Here is a 15,922-nt window from a genome sequence, read left to right as displayed (position 1 = left end):
CGCTGCGGGCGCGCGGTCGCGCTCTCGAACCCTTACGGGTTCGGTTGTTTCCCTGTGCTCAGACCCGTCCGGGTCTTCGCGTCCTCGCTAACGCTGCGGGCGCGCGGTCGCGCTCTCGAACCCTTGCGGGTTCGGTTGTTTCCCTGTGCTCAGACCCGTCCGGGTCTTCGCGCTCTCGCCTCGGCGAAGCCGGGGCTTCGCTCCGGTGTAGCCGGGTGCGAACCCTTGCAAGGGTTCGGGGTGTTGCATTCAATCTTTCTCCCAACCGCCCCGCGCCATAGCTTGCTTGTGCGCATCACCCTACACTCGCGCGGCATGCCTGCCGGAGCCTTGGCTGAATGAGTGAATTTCGCATCCTGGCGCCGCATCTGGACCCTGAGGCCAATGCGGTGCGTTTTGCTTTTGAGTGCCCGCGCTTCGGACGGTTCGAGGAGGCGGTGCGCTTTGCGCCCCACGCCCCGCTGGCGGGGCTGGAGGCGGATGTGCGTGACCGGCTCCTGACGCTGGCGGCGATCCTGATCGGCACCAGCTATTACAAGGCCGCGCCTGCCGGGCGGGTGCAGGTGGAGACCGGCCTGACCGGCGCCGCGCGCCATCTGGCGGGGCTGGCTTACGGGCCGGGCCTTGGCGAGTTTTATGTGCGCAACGCCCTGCCCTACCCGCCGGCGCTGGAGATCACGGGGCCGGATCTGGCCGATGCGCCCGCCGCGCCCTCCGGCGAACCTGCGCATCCCCGCGCCGTGTGCGCCTTTGGCGGGGGCAAGGACAGCCATGTGGCCCGCGCCATGCTCGAAGCCGCCGGGGCGCAAACCGAGCTGATCAGCGTCATCCTGTCGAATCGCGTCGGCGCGCGCCTGCAGGCCATGGCCGGCGCGCTGCTGACCCTGATGACCCGCACCATCGATCCGCGCCTCATCGCCCTGTCGCGGTCGGGCGAGGCGCTCAACGGCCATATCCCCATCACCGGGATCAATTCGTGCCTGCTGGCTCTGCATGCCGCGGCTTCGGGCCAGGACTGGGTGGCGTTCGCCAATGAGCGCGCGGCCAGCGAACCCACCCTGATGACGCCTGAGGGCCATGAGGTGAACCATCAATTCTCCAAATCGCTGGCGTTCGAGGACGCGCTGCGCGCCGCCTTCCAGGCTGCGGGAGCGGGACTGGAGTATTTCTCCGTCTTGCGTCCGGTGAGCGAATTGTGGACCGCCCATTATCTCGCCCGCCGCGCGCCGCATGCGCTGGACGTATTCGCCAGCTGCAACCGCAATTTCGTCTTCGCCGGAGAGGCCGCGCTCGCGGATGGCCAGCGCTGGTGCGGGACGTGCTCCAAATGCGTCTACACGAGCGTCCTGATGGCCTGCTGGCTGGCGCCAGGCCGCCATGAAACCGTGTTTCAAGGCAGCCCCCTGCACGATCCGGCCAATCTCGCCCATGGGTTGGATATCGCCGGGCTGACAGGCGCCAAACCCTGGGAGTGCGTGGGCGAAACGCGCGAGGTGGCCGCCGCCTTCCTGCACCTGTCTGCGGATTCGGCATGGTCGGACGCGGCTGTCGTGGCGGGCGTGCGCGACGCGCTTTCAAAGCGCTGGGAGCTTGGCGAGCTGGAAGCCGCGTTCGCCGGGGCGCTGGATGCGCGCAGCGAGCACCGCATGCCCGCCCGGGTCGCCGCAGCGATGAATGCTTAATGTTTCGTCATGAACCGCGCCTTGCCATGATGGGCGGCGCAGTCAAGTTTTGTCCGGTGTCCTGACTTCCCACCTTCCACGGCCCGGAGCCGCTGACATGACAGAGACGACCGCCGCGCCCCAGGTGGATTCGCCTGCGAACAGCGCGTGGACCGCCCTTTTCATGCTGGGCGTGGTCTATCTGATCAATTTCATGGACCGCCAGCTCTTTGCGGTGCTGCAAGAAGACATCCGCGCCGATCTTGCCTTAAGCGACACCCAGCTTGCGCTGCTGGGCGGAACCATGTTCGCGGTCTTCTACGCCACGCTGGGCCTGCCGCTGGCCTGGCTGGCTGACCGCACCAACCGGGTGCGCCTGATCGCGGCCTGCTGTGCGGTGTGGAGCGTGTTCACCGCCTTGTCCGGCATGGCGGCGGGATTCTGGACCATGGCTGTGGCGCGCATCGGCGTCGCCTCGGGCGAGGCTGGCGGCGTCTCGCCGTCCTATTCGGTGATCTCGGATTATTTCCCTGCCGGGCGGCGGGGTCTGGCCATCGGGCTGTTCTCCATCGGCGCGCCCCTGGGCATTGCCGCCGGATCGGCGCTGGGCGCGTTCATCGCGGCGTCTCTGGGCTGGCGCTGGGCTTTCATTCTGCTGGGCATTCCCGGGCTATTCGCTGCTTTGGCGCTGGTCATGCTGGTGCGCGAGCCCCGGCGCGGGCGCCTTGACGGCCCGGTCAAGGCCGGCCCTCCGCCCCTGCCGCTGGATGCGGCGCGCGCCGTGCTGGCATCACCAACGCTGATCCTGCTGACGCTGGCGGCCGCCTGCACTTCATTCGCCGGCTACGGCATGTATCAGTGGCTGCCCTCCTTTCTGATCCGCAGCCAGGGCCTGATGATGGCCGAGATCGGCCAGTTCCTGGCGCCGCTCTTCCTGCTGGGCGTGCTGGGCGCCATTGGCGGCGGCTGGCTTGCCGACCGGTTCGGGCGCACCCATCCGGCGGCTTACGCCCTTATCCCCGGCATCGCAGTCGCCATCATGACGCCCTTCTTCCTGGCTGCGCTGATGGCCGATAGCGGTTATGTCTCGTTGGTCCTGCTCGCTATTCCCATCAGCCTGGCCTATGCGTGGCTGGGGCCGGGACTGGCGGCGGTGCAGACCCTGTCAAAGGCCGAGCACCGCGCCACCACGGCGGCGATCATCGCCTTTTTCAACAATCTCATCGGCATCGGGCTGGGGCCTCTGGCCATCGGCGCGATATCGGATTGGCTGCGCAACTTCATGAGCGAGGGCGAGGCCCTGCGCTACGCCCTGATGGCGGGGGTGGTGATGTTCATCCTGGCTGCAGGCCTGTTCACCGCCGCCGCCTTCACCCTGCGCCGCGAGATCGCACGCACGCCTTGAGCGCCGCCCCGGGCTTGCCCCGCGCCTGCGCGCGGCGTATGCCCGCGCCCTGTCCTGTCATCTGCCAGCGCGCCGAGGCGTCATGATCCCCCGCTATACCCGTCCTGAAATGGCCGCCATCTGGTCGCCCGAGAGCCGTTACCGTATCTGGTTCGAGATCGAGGCCCACGCCACCGACAAGCTGGCCGAACTGGGCGTCGTCCCGGCTTCGGCCGCCAAAGCCGTGTGGAAAGCCAGGGACATGGAGTTTGACATCGCGCGCATCGACGAGATCGAGCGCGAGGTGAAGCATGACGTCATCGCCTTCCTCACCCATCTTTCAGAGCTGGTGGGCGAAGAGGCGCGCTTTGTCCATCAGGGCCTGACCAGCTCGGACGTGCTGGACACGTGCCTGGCCGTCCAGATGACCCGTAGCGCGGACCTCCTGCTGGAGGGGATGGACCGTGTCATGGCGGCGCTGAAAGCGCGCGCGTTCGAGCACAAGACGACCATCTGCATCGGGCGCAGCCACGGCATTCATGCCGAACCGACCACGATGGGTCTCAAATTTGCGCGTTTTCATGCTGAATTCGCCCGCAACCGGGCGCGTCTTGTGTCAGCACGCGCCGAGATCGCCACCTGCGCCATATCCGGCGCGGTGGGCACGTTCGCCAATGTGGACCCGGCGGTGGAGGCCCACGTTGCAAAGAAGCTCGGTCTCACCGTGGAGCCCATTTCCACCCAGGTGATCCCGCGCGACCGCCATGCGGCCTTCTTCGCTTGCCTGGGCCTGATCGCCTCGGCGATCGAGAATTTGTCGGTGGAGGTGCGTCACCTTCAACGCTCCGAAGTGCGTGAGGCGCAGGAGTATTTCTCCCCCGGGCAGAAGGGCTCGTCAGCGATGCCCCACAAACGCAATCCGATCCTGACCGAAAACCTGACCGGTCTCGCCCGCCTGGTGCGTTCAGCCGTGACGCCGGCCATGGAGAATGTCGCCCTGTGGCACGAGCGCGACATCTCCCATTCCAGCGTGGAGCGCGGGATCGGGCCGGATGCGTGCGTGCATCTCGATTTCGCCCTGCACCGGACCGCCTCCATGATCGAAGGGCTGATCGTGCATGCAGATCGCTGCAAAGAGAATCTGGACGCCTTTGGCGGCATCCACAATTCCCAGCGCGTGCTGCTGGCCCTGACCCAGGCCGGCGCCAGCCGCGAGGAGTCCTACCGGCTGGTCCAGCGCAACGGCATGAAGACCTGGGACGAAGGCGGGCGCCTGATCGACCATCTCAAGGCCGATACGGACGTGATGGCGCTACTGGGCGCGGATGGCATCGCGGCATGCTTTGATGACGCCTGGCACCTTCGCCATGTAGATACGATTTTCGCGCGGGTGTTCGCTGACGCCTGACCGCCCTAAAGCGCCTTGGCCTCGCCGGGCACCAGCGGCACGAAGCGCACATCGAACAGGGCTTCTTCGTGCAGCGGCCCGTCCTCGCCGCGCCGATAGCGCATCAGGGTCTGGACCGGGCCGTTCTGCACCGGCGCCACGCACACGCCACCCGGCTTCAATTGCGCCAGCAGCCCATCCGGGCGCTCTGACGCGCCGGCTGTCACCATGATCCGGTCGAACGGCGCCTGCTCGGGCCAGCCCTTGGTGCCGTCGCCTGTGCGCTGGACGATATTGGTCAGGCGCAGCGCGGCGAAGCGCGCCTCCGCCTCGCGCGCCAGCGTGCGGTAGCGCTCGATGGTGTAGACCCGCCGGGCCAGCCGGGCCAGCACGGCGGCCTGATAGCCCGAGCCGGTGCCGATCTCGAGCACCTTGCAGCGGTCATCGACCTGCAGCGCCTCGGTCATGGCCGCAACCACGAAGGGCTGGGAGATGGTCTGGCCGCAATCAATGGGCAGGGCGCGGTTCTCATAGGCCTGATCGGAAAAGCCTTCCGGCACGAACAGGGCGCGCGGCGTGCGCTCGATGGCGGCCAGCACGCGCTTGTCCGACACCCCGGCAGAGCGCAGAGCCATCACCAGCTGGATCAGGCGGGTGTCCGGCGCGCCGGTCATTTCAGGGCCTGCTCCAGCCGCGCGCGGGTGTCGTGATGGGTCAGATCGAGATGCAGCGGGGTGATGGAGATGCGTCCCTCATAGATGGCGCGCAAATCGGTGCCGACCGCCGGGTCGGACTTCTTGCCCGAAAACCCCATCCAGAAATATTCCCGCCCGCGCAGATCCATACGCTTTTCGGCGTGGACCACATTATGGTCGCGCATGCCCTGAACCGTCACCTCCACCCCCGCCACATCGTCCGGCGCGCGGTCGGGGAAGTTGACGTTCATCAGAACGTTCTCGCTCCACGTGGCCGAGAGGAGATTCTGGACGATGGCCGGCCCGTGGGCGCGCGCGGTCTCCCAGCGGATCGCGTCCCGCCCTGTAAAGCCATAGGCCTGGGACAGGGCGATGGAGGTGATGCCGAACTGCACGCCCTGCATGGCGCCGGCCACCGTGCCGGAGAATGTCACGTCCTCGGCGATGTTCTGGCCTGAATTGACGCCGGACAGAAGGAGGTCGGGCTTTTTGCCCGCCATGATGGTCTGCACGGCCATGTGCACGCAGTCGGTGGGCGTGCCCGAGACCGCAAAGCGCTTCTCGCCCAGCTGCAGCACGCGCAAGGGCGCGGTCAGGGTGAGCGCCCGGCTCATGCCCGATTGCTCGCCCTCGGGCGCGACGATCCACACATCATCGGACAGGGTGCGCGCGATCTCTTCGAGCACCGTCAGCCCCGGCGCATGCACGCCGTCATCATTGACCAGAAGAATGCGCGGATTGTCAGGGATCATGATGGGTTCTCAAGGGTCTGGCGCGACGGGCGAAGTCTGCCTTCCCGGAAGCCGCGCAGCGGCTATCCGGGATCCATCCACCATGACTGTCAGCCGCTGCAGCGGCGGGAAGGCCCGCAGGATGGGTCCCGGCTCTCGCTCCGCTCGGCCGGGAAAGCAGGACGGGAGCGATACGAGCACCCATCACGGACGTATAGCCTCAACCCCGCCCATATAGGGGCGCAGGGCCGCCGGGATGGTGACCGAGCCGTCGGCGTTCTGGTGGTTTTCCAGGATCGCCACCAGCGCGCGGCCCACGGCCACGCCCGAGCCGTTGAGGGTGTGCAGGAAGTCCGGCTTCTTCTCGCCCTCGCGGCGGAAGCGCGCATTCATGCGCCGGGCCTGGAAGTCGCCGCAGTTCGAGCACGAGCTGATCTCGCGATAGGTCTTCTGGCTGGGCAACCAGACCTCCAGATCATAGGTCTTGCGCGCGGCGAACCCCATATCGCCCGAACACAACGCCATCACCCGGTAGGGCAGCTCCAGCGCGCGCAGTACGGCTTCGGCGCATCCCGTCATGCGCTCCAGCTCATCGTCAGACTGCTCGGGCGTGGTGATGGAGACCAGCTCCACCTTGTGGAACTGGTGCATGCGGATCAGCCCGCGCGTATCACGCCCCGCCGACCCAGCCTCGGAGCGGAAACAGGGGGTGAGCGCGGTCAGGCGGATGGGGAAATCACCCTCGGCATGGATGGCCTCGCGCACCAGGTTCGACAGCGGCACCTCGGCGGTGGGGATGAGCCAGAAGTCATTGGTGGTGCGGAACTGGTCTTCAGCGAACTTCGGCAGCTGGCCGGTTCCGAACAGGGCGTCATCGCGCACCAGATACGGCACGCTGGTCTCGCGATAGCCGTACTCTGTCGTGTGCATGTCCAGCATGAACTGGCCCAGCGCGCGCTCCAGCCGGGCGAGCGGGCCCTGCAGCACCGCAAAGCGCGCGCCCGACATGGCCGCGGCGCGCTCGAAATCCAGGCCCAGGCGCTCGCCCAGCGTGACATGGTCGGCAGGCTCGAAATCCATCGTCCGGGGCTCGCCCCAGCCGCGCACTTCCTCATTGTCGTGCTCGTCCGCCCCGTCGGGCACGTCGTCGGCGGGCGTATTGGGCAGGGCGGCGAGGGCCTGATTGAGCACCTCTTCAGCGCTGGCCGCCTCGCCAGTGCAGCGCTCCATCTCACCTTTCAGCGCCTCCACCTCGGCGCGCAGGGCCTCGAAGCGGTCATTGTCTCCGCGTCCCTTGGCGATGCCGATTTCCTTGGAGGCTGCATTGCGCCGGGTCTCCAGCTCCTGCAGGCGCGTGGTGGCCTCACGGCGGCGCGCGTCCAGATCGATCAGGCGTTCAGCCTGCGGCGTCAGGCCCCGGCGGGCCATGGCAGCGTCGAACGCGCCCGGATTGTCACGGATCAGGCGGATATCATGCATGGCGGAGCGACTCGGGATCAGACGGAAAAAAAGAGGGCTGGCCGGGTGATACAGAAGCCGCGCGGGTGCGTCCACCGTGGCGCGGCCCGCCCGGTGTGCTTGAATGGCGGGCGTTGCATTTCAGGGATTCGCCCATGACCGCCCGCCCCGCCCCGGCTGACCAGCTGGCCGCGCGCATCTATGAAGCGCTCTATGACGACGCCGAGGCGCGGGTATGCAAGGACATTCCCGAGGACGCCTGCCGGCATCAGCCGCGCAATTTCGTCTTCTCCGCCATCGCCCTGGCGCTGACCAAGAGCGGCGACCGGCTGGTGGACCCCAAGCTGACGCTGGCCTGGCTGATCTCAGGTCTCGGCGCGCCGGGCTATCTCATCGGCCTCATCGCCCCGGTGCGCGAGGCCGGCTCCCTCTTGCCCCAGCTGTTCATCGCGCGCTGGATTCGCGAACGCGAGCGGCGCAAATTCGTCTGGGCGGGCGGCGCTATCGGACAGGCCCTGGCCCTGTTCGCCATGGCGCTGGCCGCGCTGGCGCTGGAGGGCGAGGCGGCGGGCTGGGCGCTGATCGGCTTGCTGGCTCTGTTCGCGCTGGCGCGCGCCTTCTGCTCGGTCAGTCACAAGGATGTGCTGGGCAAGACCGTGTCCAAGACGCGGCGCGGGGCGGTGTCGGGCTATGCCTCTTCGCTCTCGGGCCTTGCCGCGCTGGGCTTTGGCGCATTGCTGATCGCCGCGCCGGAAACCGAGCCGTCCGTAATCGCGCTGATCCTGGCCGCTGGCGGCGTGCTGTGGGTCATCGCCGCGCTCGCCTATCTCCAGCTCGCCGAAGCGCCCGGCGCCACGCAAGGCGGCGCCAACGCCATCCCCGAAGCCTTCGCACAGCTTGCCCTCCTGAGAACCGATCCGGCTTTCGCCCGCTTCGTGCTGGCGCGCGCCTTCTTCATGGCCACCTCTCTCCTGCCGCCCTTCTTCGTGGCTTACGCGCAATCCCTGACCGGAACCGATCTGGCCGGGCTGGGCGCCTTCCTCATCGCGTCCAGCGCCGCCGGTTTCGCCAGCGGCTGGGCCTGGGGGCGGTCGGCTGACACATCGGCGCGCTGGGTGCTGGCGGTCGCAGGGGTGACGGCGGCGCTCGCCTGCGCGCTGGTGGCCGGCGCCGGGCTGGCGGACGCCGCGCTGGCTGACAGCATATGGTTTCACGCCGTCGCCCTCTTCCTTCTGGCCTTCGCCCATCAGGGCGTGCGGCTGGGGCGGGCCACCTATGTGGTCGATCTGGCCACGCAAGAAACGCGCGCGGCCTACACAGCTGTCTCCAACACGGTGATCGGGGTTTTGCTATTGGTGTTTGGCGCGCTGGCCGGCGCGGCCTTCGGCGCCTTTGGTCCGCTGGCTATCGCCGGACTGGGGATCATATGCCTGATCGCCGCCGCGCTGGCGCTGAGCCTCAAGCCTGTGTCAGGCTGAGCCTCATGCGCATCACAGACGAGATCATGATTGACGAACGCCTGATCGAGGAGCGCTTCGTGCGCGCCTCCGGTCCGGGCGGCCAGCATGTGAACACCACGTCCAGCGCCGTGCAGCTGCGCTTTGATCTGGCCGCCAGCGATCTGCCCCAAGCGCTCAAACAGCGCCTTATCCGGCTGGCCGGGTCGCGCATCACGGCTGAGGGCGTGCTGGTGCTGCATGCCAGCGAGCACCGCTCCCAGGCGCGCAATCGCGAGGCCGCGCGCGAGCGCCTGCGCACCCTGATCCTGCAGGCCAGCCGCAAGCCCAAGCCGCGCAAGGCGACCCGGCCCAGCCTCGCCTCCATCAAACGCCAGAAAGCGGCCAAGGCGGCGCGCAGCCGCACCAAGGCCCTGCGCGGGAAACCTGCCGAGGATTGAGCGCCCTCAGCTTTTGAAATGCTTGGAAAGCTTCAGGCCCTGGGCCTGATAATTCGAGCCGGCCGCGCCATAGGGCTGACGCACGCCGCCGGCCATGGGCTCATAGACCAGACGCGCCACGGCCTGGCCGTGATCGAGGATGAAGGGCACGTCGCGCCCGCGCACTTCCAGCACCGCGCGCGATCCCGCCCCGCCGGCTTCGGCGACGCCGAAACCGGGATCAAAAAAGCCGGCGTAGTGGGCGCGAAACTCGCCGATCTCCAGCGCCACCGGCGCCATTTCGGCCGCCTCGTCCACCGGAACGCTCACCGCTTCGCGGCTGGCCAGGATGTAGAATTCGCCCGGATCGAGCACGATGCGGCCGTCCTCGGCGTAGAGCGGCTCCCAGAAGCGCGCGGCCTCATGGGCGCCTACGCCTGACAGGTCCACCAGCGGGCTGTGGCGCCGGGCGCGCCAGCCCGCCGGGCCGCCGCCATTGAGCACGTCCACCGACAGCGTGATCGAGCGAAGCGGGGCGTGCTCGCCCCGGCGCAAGCGCAGCTGGGTCAGCCGGTCGCCGGGCCGGGCCAGCACCGAAAACGTGCGCGGGGAAATCTCCACATAGAGCGGGCCTTTATAGCCGGCCGGCAGCTGGTCGAACGCCGTAGAACCGTCCCCGATCACCCGGGTGAACACGTCCAGACGCCCGGTGGAGCTCTTGGGATTGGCCGCCGCGGTCAGATCGGCGGGCAGCTCAAGGCTCTCCTCCAGCTCGGCCAGATAGACGCAGCCCGTTTCCAGCACCGCACCATCATCAAGATCGAGCGCATGCATGACGATATTGTCGCCCAGCCGGTCCGCGACGGTGCGCCCCGGGCCGGGCAGGAAGCTGGCGCGCAGCCGCCAGACCTTGCGGCCCAGGCGCAAATCCAGGCTGGCGGGCTGGATCTGGCCCGGCTCCAGCGCACGGCCCGCACGGATCCAGCCCGCCTCAAAGGCGGCCTCAAGGGCCTGGTCGGGCAGGACGCCGCTGGGTTTGGCGCTCATGGCAAGGTCTCGATCAGCCAGAATCGGTCCGGGGGCGGGCCGTTTACTGTCTGCAGCCCGGCGGGGCCTGTCCAGTTCGCAGCGCGGCGGGAAGCGCTTGATTCGCAGGCCGCGCGGGTGTGAACTCATCATCCGGGGGCGCTGTCGGGAGACGGACATGTATACGCAGGAGACAGGCGGCGTGGTGATCAAGGTCGAGCCGGCCTTTCTGGAGGCCGAATCCGATCCCCAGTCCGGCCGCTTCGTCTGGTCCTACACCGTGGTGATCGAGAACACCGGCGGCGGGCCGGTCCAGCTGATGGAGCGCGAATGGCGCATCACCGATGCGGCCAACCGCACCGAAGTGGTGCGCGGCGAAGGCGTTGTCGGCGAACAGCCTGTCATCCGTCCCGGAGACGCCTTCCGCTACACCTCGGGCGCGCCCTTGCGCACCCCGTCGGGCTTCATGCGCGGCGCCTATATCTTCCGCAGCGAGGATGGCCGGCGCTTCAGCGCGGACATACCCGCCTTCGCGCTCGATTGCCCGTTCGCCGCCACCACCCGGCATTGACCTTTCGCGTGGTTGAGCGCACTGCGGGACCATGACCCAGAGCGCCCGCACGGTTCTGTTCGCCCTTGGCGTGATGCTCAGCGCCCTGTCGCTGGGCATGCTGGCGCCTGCGCTGGCCGATCTCGATCATGACGGCGCCTCGGCGCATGCCTTTTTCGGCTCGGCCATGCTGGGGCTGGGCGCTGGCGGCATCATGGTGCTGCTGGGCCGTTCGCCCGAGCACCGGCTGACCGCGCGCAGCGCCATCCTGCTGACCGCCGGCGCCTGGGCGGTGCTGGCGTTTGCCGCCGCCCTGCCCCTGAAACTGTCGGGCATGGAGATCAGCTGGACCGACGCCATTTTCGAAACCACCTCGGGCCTCACCACCACCGGCGCCACCGTGCTGACCGGGCTGGATGATCTGCCGCGCGGCCTGCTTTTGTGGCGCTCCATCCTGCAATGGATTGGCGGTATCGGGATCATTGTCACGGCCATGGCCATCTGGCCCATGCTGGGCATTGGCGGCATGCAGCTCTTCCGGCTGGAAAATTCAGAAAAGTCCGAAAAGGTGCTGCCGCGCGCGGGCCAGATCGCGCTGGCGGTGCTGCTGATCTATCTGGCGCTGACATTCGCCTGTTTCCTGGCCTATCTGGGGGCGGGGCTGGGCGCTTTCGATGCAGTCAATCACGCCATGACCACCATCGCCACCGGCGGCTTCTCCACCCGTGACGCATCACTCAGCGCATTTGCGGGCACGAACGCCGATCTGGTGGCCGCGCTCTTCATGGTGCTCGCGGGCCTGCCATTCGTGCTTTATGTGCGCGCCGCGCAAGGACGGCCGGACCTCTTGCTCACCGATGTGCAGGCGCGCGGATTTTTGATGGTGATCGCCGCCTTCGCCGCGCTGCTCACCCTGATCATCACCCTGTCGCCGGAGATCGCCCACGACAGCGCCAAACCCGCCTGGCGCCTGGCTCTGGTCAATGTGATCTCCATCCTGACCGGCACGGGCTACGCCTCGGCTGATTTCTGGGCCTGGGGGGGCGCCAGCGCGGCGGTGTTCTTCATGCTGATGTTCATTGGCGGCTGCGCGGGCTCGACCACCTGTTCGGTGAAGATCTTCCGCTACCAGATCGCTTTCTCGGCCCTGACCAGCTACATCCGGCGCATGACGCGACCGAACATGGTGGCGCCGGTGCGCTATCGCGGCACGGTGCTGCCGCCGGAAACCGTGCGCTCGGTGTTCGTGTTCATCTTCCTGTTCTTCGCCACGTTTGCCGTGTCAGCGGTGCTCTTGTCCTTCACCGGGCTGGACACGGTGACGGCGATTTCGGGCGCGGCCACCACCATCGCCAATGTCGGACCGGGCCTGGGCGACATCATCGGCCCGGCGGGCAATTTCGCCCCCCTGCCAGATGCCGCCAAATGGATCATGACCGTCACCATGCTGATCGGACGGCTGGAAGTGCTGGTGGTGCTGGTCATGCTCACCCCCGGCTTCTGGCGGCGCTAGACGTCATCAGGACGCCATGATTGGCCGACAGACAGGGCCGCACTGATGGAGGCTTATGCGATGAGAGCGCGCCTGATCCTTTTCCTGACCGGTCTTTCGGTCCTCCTGGTGAGCGCGCCTGCGGGCGCGGTGCAGGAACGCGACGCCTATCCGGTGGAGAGCCTGGCGCGGATCATGGGCGAGCTGCACGCCATCGCTTTCATCTGCGACGGCCGCCAGACCCAGGTCTGGCGCAACGCCATGGTGGAGCTGCTCGATCACGAGGCGCCCGCCGCCGGCCCGTTCCGCAGCCGGCTTATCGACCGCTTCAATGAGGGCTTCCAGCATCAGGAGCGCCTGCGTCCGCGCTGCGGGGCGGAGAGTGAGATGGCCCGCGAACAACTGGCCGAGCGCGGCCGCGCCTTCTCCGAACAGCTGCGCCGGACCTATCTGGATTAGGCCGGCGCCAGAGTTTCCATGAAGCGCGCCGGGGCGCCGGTGGACGGCGTCAGCAGCTCATCCTCACGCATCACAGCGCGCCCGCGCACGATGGTGGCCATCGGCCATCCTTTCACCGTCTGGCCGGTGAAGGGCGACCAGGCGCAGCGCGAGGCGAGCCAGCTTTCGTCGATGGTGCGCACCGCCTTCATGTCCACCAGCGTGAGGTCCGCATCATAGCCCGCCGCGATGCGGCCCTTGCCCGCCAGGCCGAAAATGCGCTGCACGCCGTGGCTGGTCAGGTCCACGAAGCGCTCCAGCGTCAGCCGCCCGGCATTGACGTGGTCGAGCATGAGCGGAACCAGCGTCTGCACCCCCGGCATGCCCGACGGGCTCTGGGGATAGGGCTTTGATTTTTCTTCAATCGTGTGGGGGGCGTGGTCGGAGCCGATGACATCGGCGACGCCCTGCTCCACCCCGCGCCACAGCCCGGCCCGGTGCGCGGCGCTGCGAATGGGCGGGTTCATCTGGGCATAGGCTTTCAGGCGCTCATAGGCGTCCGGCGCTTCAAGGGTCAGGTGCTGGGGCGTCACCTCCACGCTCGCCACATCGCGGTGGGCGGCCAGGAACGCCATCTCTTCAGCCGTCGAGATGTGCAGCACATGGATGCGCTTGCCCGCCGCGCGCGCCAGGCGCACCAGGCGCTCGGTGCTCATCATGGCGGCTGTGGCGTCGCGCACCTCTTCATGACTGGTCCAGTCGCCGCGCCGGGCCAGCCCGCGCCGGTCGGCCAGGCGGAACTCGTCTTCGGAATGAAACGCCGCCCGGCGCTTGATGGCGGCCAGCACGGCGGCCACGCCTTCATCATCATCCACCAGCAGATCGCCGGTGGAGGCGCCCATGAACACCTTGACCCCGCAGCACCCCTCCATCTGCTCCATCTCGGCCAGAAGATGCGGGTTTTCCTTGGTGGCGCCGGCATAGAAGGCAAAATCGCAATGCATGCGGTCCCGGCCCCGCGCGACCTTGTCGGCCATCAGGTCCGGGGTGATGGTGGAGGGATTGGTGTTGGGCATCTCGAACACGCACACCACCCCGCCCATGATGGCGGCACGGCTGCCCGATTCCAGGTCCTCTTTCCACTCCAGCCCCGGTTCGCGGAAATGGACCTGGCTGTCGATGACGCCGGGCAGGACATGCAGCCCCTTGGCGTCGATCACCTCGCCCGCAGAGGCGCGCGAGAGATCGCCCATCTGCGCGAACTTGCCGTCGCGTATGCCGATATCGGCCTCGGCCCGCCCGGCATGGCTGACCACGATGCCGCCCTTCACGATCAGGTCAAAGGTCTCGCTCACGCTTGGCTCTCCTCAATCAGGGCTGCGGCGGCCGCCAGCACGCGCTCCAGGTCCAGCCCGCCCATGAGCGAACTGTCCGCATGGCGCAGGCGCTCGCGGTCAGCCTCATCGGCCGGCCCGCCTGCGCGCACGCAGCGGGCTTTGGGGCCCCAGGGACCATATACACGCTCATCGGTCGGCCCGAACAGGCCCAGCACAGGCGCGCCCGCCGCCGCGGCCATGTGCATCAGGCCGGAATCATTGCCCACAAACAGCCGCGCACGCTTCAGGCAGGCCGCAGCCTCAACCAGATCCAGCGCGCCGGTCAGGTCCGTGACCTCTGCCTGCGTGATCTGCGAACGCACCGCATCAGACACCGCCTTGTCGCCCGGCCCGCCAAAGATCGCCACGCGCGCGCCCTGAAGCGCGCCGCCCGGACCCGTCAGGGCATTGGCCAGCGCAGCAAAGCGCTCTGCCGGCCATTCCTTGAACGGCGCGGCGGCGGCGGGCGCCAGCGCCAGCACCGGCGCATCGCCCGGCAGGCGGCGTTCCGCCTCGGCCTCAGCCTGGGCATCCACCCACAGCTGCGGCGCGGGTGGATCGGCGTCGAGGCCCAGCACGGCGGCGGCCTCGATCACGCGGTGACGATGGCCCTCGCCCGGACGGCGCCAGTTGACCCGGAGCTCGCGCGCTCTCAGGAACCAGCCGGTCAGCGAGGCGCGCATGTCCACCACCAGATCCCAGCGCGTCCCGGCTGTGCGCCGCCACAGATCCAGCCAGTGACCGCCGCCCTTGCGCTTGGCCATCACGATGACCTCGCTCACCCCCGGCGCGGCGCGGAACAGCGGCGCGGCCAGCGGGCCGCAGGCCACGGTGATGCGCGCATCCGGCCAGCGCCGGGCCAGATGGGCCAGCGGGCCGGAGAACAGGACCGCATCGCCAATGCGCGTGGCGGTGATGAACAGGATGCGCTTCATGAATGAGCGGCTTAGCCGCTTCGCGCACGCTGCGCCAGTGGCGGGCGCGCCAGACGCCTTGTCCAAGCCCGGCGCACAGGCCAAGTATGCGCCCATGAGCACGCCATTCCTCACCGCCCTGCCCGCCCGCGCCGTTATCGCCCTCACCGGCCCGGAGGCGCGAAGCTTCCTGCAGCGTGTGATCACGCGCGGACCCGAAGGTATTGCACCGGACTCCGCGATGTTCAGCGCGCTGCTGACGCCCCAGGGCAAGGTGCTGGCCGATTTTCTCGTGTTTGATGATGGCGGGGACGGACTGCTTTTCGATGTCCCGGCCAGCGAGGCGGAGAGCCTGGTCAAGCGCTTCACCCTCTACCGCTTGCGCGCGAAAGCCGACATCGTCCTGCGCGAGGACCTGTCCGCCGCTGCAGCCCTTGGCGAGGGCGAGGCGGAGCTGAAAACGGTGGCGCTCGCCAGTGCGCCTGATCCGCGCTCGGACCGCATGGGCCTGCGCGCCATCGTCCCGGCGGGCGGACCGGTGGAGGCCGCGCCCTATCACGCCGCGCGCATCGCTGCGATCATCCCGGAGTTTGGCGAGGATTACGCCGCGAGCGAGGTGTTCTCCACCGACGTCAATCATGATCTGCTCAACGGCATCGACTACCGCAAGGGCTGTTTTGTCGGTCAGGAAGTGGCTAGCCGCATGCACCGCAAGGGCGGCGTGCGCAAACGCACGGTGCGGCTGGACTTTGACGGCGATGCGCCTGCGCGCGGGACGCAGGTCATGACAGGCGAGACCCCGCTGGGCGCGATCACGTCTGTGAGCGCGCGCCAGGCGCTCGCGATTCTTCGCATTGACCGGCTGGAAGCGGCAGGCGGCGGGCCGGTGACGGCGGACGGACTATCCGCCCGCGTCACCCTGCCCTGATCAAGC

At 68.1% G+C, this 15,922-nt stretch carries 15 protein-coding genes; 9 read left to right on the top strand and 6 right to left on the bottom strand.

Features of this window, described 5'->3' with window-relative positions:
* The first annotated feature begins 338 nt into the window (after positions 1-338).
* The 3 genes from F1654_RS00890 to purB all read left to right on the top strand — a co-directional run bounded on the left by F1654_RS00890 (position 339) and on the right by purB (position 4,453).
* Complete coding sequence (locus tag F1654_RS00890) at positions 339-1,682, top strand: hypothetical protein (protein WP_150021629.1); 1,344 nt, start codon at positions 339-341, stop codon at positions 1,680-1,682.
* A gap of 97 nt (positions 1,683-1,779) precedes the next feature.
* On the top strand, positions 1,780-3,066 hold the full coding sequence (locus F1654_RS00885) for a spinster family MFS transporter (RefSeq protein WP_150021628.1): 1,287 nt from the start codon (positions 1,780-1,782) through the stop codon (positions 3,064-3,066).
* Between the two features lie 82 nt (positions 3,067-3,148).
* Positions 3,149-4,453: an adenylosuccinate lyase gene (purB, locus tag F1654_RS00880; RefSeq protein ID WP_150021627.1), complete on the top strand. Its 1,305-nt coding sequence runs from the start codon at positions 3,149-3,151 to the stop codon at positions 4,451-4,453.
* 5 nt (positions 4,454-4,458) lie between these two features.
* Here the strand turns inward: purB and F1654_RS00875 are convergent, their stop codons facing one another.
* The 3 genes from F1654_RS00875 to serS form a co-directional block, all read right to left on the bottom strand.
* Positions 4,459-5,106, bottom strand: coding sequence for a protein-L-isoaspartate(D-aspartate) O-methyltransferase (locus tag F1654_RS00875; RefSeq protein WP_150021626.1), 648 nt, complete (start codon positions 5,104-5,106; stop codon positions 4,459-4,461).
* Positions 5,103-5,879 carry a 5'/3'-nucleotidase SurE gene (surE, locus tag F1654_RS00870; protein WP_150021625.1) on the bottom strand — a complete coding sequence of 259 codons (777 nt, stop codon included), beginning with the start codon at positions 5,877-5,879 and terminating at the stop codon, positions 5,103-5,105. Before surE ends, F1654_RS00875 begins: the two co-directional genes overlap by 4 nt.
* Before the next feature lie 183 nt (positions 5,880-6,062).
* Entirely contained in the window at positions 6,063-7,337 is a 1,275-nt protein-coding gene (serS, locus tag F1654_RS00865) for a serine--tRNA ligase (RefSeq protein ID WP_150021624.1), read from the bottom strand.
* Positions 7,338-7,471: 134 nt separating this feature from the next.
* On the opposite strand from serS, the gene F1654_RS00860 reads away from it, so the two are divergent.
* Entirely contained in the window at positions 7,472-8,794 is a 1,323-nt protein-coding gene (locus F1654_RS00860) for an MFS transporter (protein ID WP_150021623.1), read from the top strand.
* Positions 8,795-8,799: 5 nt separating this feature from the next.
* Positions 8,800-9,213 (top strand): alternative ribosome rescue aminoacyl-tRNA hydrolase ArfB, encoded by a 414-nt coding sequence (gene arfB / locus F1654_RS00855; protein ID WP_150021622.1) that lies wholly within the window; start codon positions 8,800-8,802, stop codon positions 9,211-9,213.
* 6 nt (positions 9,214-9,219) lie between these two features.
* On the opposite strand, the gene F1654_RS00850 is transcribed toward arfB, so the two are convergent.
* Positions 9,220-10,239, bottom strand: a complete 1,020-nt coding sequence (locus tag F1654_RS00850; RefSeq protein ID WP_150021621.1) for a 2'-deoxycytidine 5'-triphosphate deaminase domain-containing protein — start codon at positions 10,237-10,239, stop codon at positions 9,220-9,222.
* A gap of 157 nt (positions 10,240-10,396) precedes the next feature.
* On the opposite strand from F1654_RS00850, the gene apaG reads away from it, so the two are divergent.
* The 3 genes from apaG to F1654_RS00835 are packed head-to-tail and all read left to right on the top strand — an operon-like array spanning position 10,397 to position 12,719.
* Positions 10,397-10,789 (top strand): Co2+/Mg2+ efflux protein ApaG, encoded by a 393-nt coding sequence (gene apaG, locus F1654_RS00845; RefSeq protein ID WP_150021620.1) that lies wholly within the window; start codon positions 10,397-10,399, stop codon positions 10,787-10,789.
* A 31-nt stretch (positions 10,790-10,820) separates the two neighbouring features.
* Complete coding sequence (locus F1654_RS00840) at positions 10,821-12,281, top strand: TrkH family potassium uptake protein (RefSeq protein WP_150021619.1); 1,461 nt, start codon at positions 10,821-10,823, stop codon at positions 12,279-12,281.
* A gap of 60 nt (positions 12,282-12,341) precedes the next feature.
* Positions 12,342-12,719: a TIGR02301 family protein gene (locus tag F1654_RS00835; RefSeq protein WP_150021618.1), complete on the top strand. Its 378-nt coding sequence runs from the start codon at positions 12,342-12,344 to the stop codon at positions 12,717-12,719.
* Here F1654_RS00835 and F1654_RS00830 read toward each other — a convergent pair.
* Entirely contained in the window at positions 12,716-14,053 is a 1,338-nt protein-coding gene (locus tag F1654_RS00830; RefSeq protein ID WP_150021617.1) for a dihydroorotase, read from the bottom strand. The two genes, F1654_RS00835 and F1654_RS00830, sit on opposite strands and share 4 nt — an antisense overlap.
* Positions 14,050-15,009 carry a glycosyltransferase family 9 protein gene (locus F1654_RS00825; protein ID WP_150021616.1) on the bottom strand — a complete coding sequence of 320 codons (960 nt, stop codon included), beginning with the start codon at positions 15,007-15,009 and terminating at the stop codon, positions 14,050-14,052. Before F1654_RS00825 ends, F1654_RS00830 begins: the two co-directional genes overlap by 4 nt.
* On the opposite strand from F1654_RS00825, the gene ygfZ reads away from it, so the two are divergent.
* Positions 15,008-15,916: a CAF17-like 4Fe-4S cluster assembly/insertion protein YgfZ gene (ygfZ, locus tag F1654_RS00820; protein WP_199200409.1), complete on the top strand. Its 909-nt coding sequence runs from the start codon at positions 15,008-15,010 to the stop codon at positions 15,914-15,916. The genes F1654_RS00825 and ygfZ overlap by 2 nt on opposite strands.
* Positions 15,917-15,922 lie beyond the last annotated feature (6 nt).

It is taken from the genome of Alkalicaulis satelles, assembly GCF_008630495.1.
Taxonomy (GTDB): domain Bacteria; phylum Pseudomonadota; class Alphaproteobacteria; order Caulobacterales; family Maricaulaceae; genus Oceanicaulis; species Oceanicaulis satelles.
The sequence above is the reverse complement of the archived record's forward strand: the minus strand, read 5'-3'. Positions and strand labels throughout refer to the sequence as shown.

What these genes read in the sequence shown, in the direction of transcription:
- F1654_RS00890 (WP_150021629.1), top strand. Translation starts at nt 339, where the DNA reads ATGAGTGAATTTCGCATCCTGGCGCCGCATCTGGACCCTGAGGCCAAT.
- F1654_RS00885 (WP_150021628.1), top strand. Translation starts at nt 1,780, where the DNA reads ATGACAGAGACGACCGCCGCGCCCCAGGTGGATTCGCCTGCGAACAGC.
- purB (WP_150021627.1), top strand. Translation starts at nt 3,149, where the DNA reads ATGATCCCCCGCTATACCCGTCCTGAAATGGCCGCCATCTGGTCGCCC.
- F1654_RS00875 (WP_150021626.1), bottom strand. Translation starts at nt 5,106, where the DNA reads ATGACCGGCGCGCCGGACACCCGCCTGATCCAGCTGGTGATGGCTCTG.
- surE (WP_150021625.1), bottom strand. Translation starts at nt 5,879, where the DNA reads ATGATCCCTGACAATCCGCGCATTCTTCTGGTCAATGATGACGGCGTG.
- serS (WP_150021624.1), bottom strand. Translation starts at nt 7,337, where the DNA reads ATGCATGATATCCGCCTGATCCGTGACAATCCGGGCGCGTTCGACGCT.
- F1654_RS00860 (WP_150021623.1), top strand. Translation starts at nt 7,472, where the DNA reads ATGACCGCCCGCCCCGCCCCGGCTGACCAGCTGGCCGCGCGCATCTAT.
- arfB (WP_150021622.1), top strand. Translation starts at nt 8,800, where the DNA reads ATGCGCATCACAGACGAGATCATGATTGACGAACGCCTGATCGAGGAG.
- F1654_RS00850 (WP_150021621.1), bottom strand. Translation starts at nt 10,239, where the DNA reads ATGAGCGCCAAACCCAGCGGCGTCCTGCCCGACCAGGCCCTTGAGGCC.
- apaG (WP_150021620.1), top strand. Translation starts at nt 10,397, where the DNA reads ATGTATACGCAGGAGACAGGCGGCGTGGTGATCAAGGTCGAGCCGGCC.
- F1654_RS00840 (WP_150021619.1), top strand. Translation starts at nt 10,821, where the DNA reads ATGACCCAGAGCGCCCGCACGGTTCTGTTCGCCCTTGGCGTGATGCTC.
- F1654_RS00835 (WP_150021618.1), top strand. Translation starts at nt 12,342, where the DNA reads ATGAGAGCGCGCCTGATCCTTTTCCTGACCGGTCTTTCGGTCCTCCTG.
- ygfZ (WP_199200409.1), top strand. Translation starts at nt 15,008, where the DNA reads ATGAATGAGCGGCTTAGCCGCTTCGCGCACGCTGCGCCAGTGGCGGGC.
- F1654_RS00825 (WP_150021616.1), bottom strand. Translation starts at nt 15,009, where the DNA reads ATGAAGCGCATCCTGTTCATCACCGCCACGCGCATTGGCGATGCGGTC.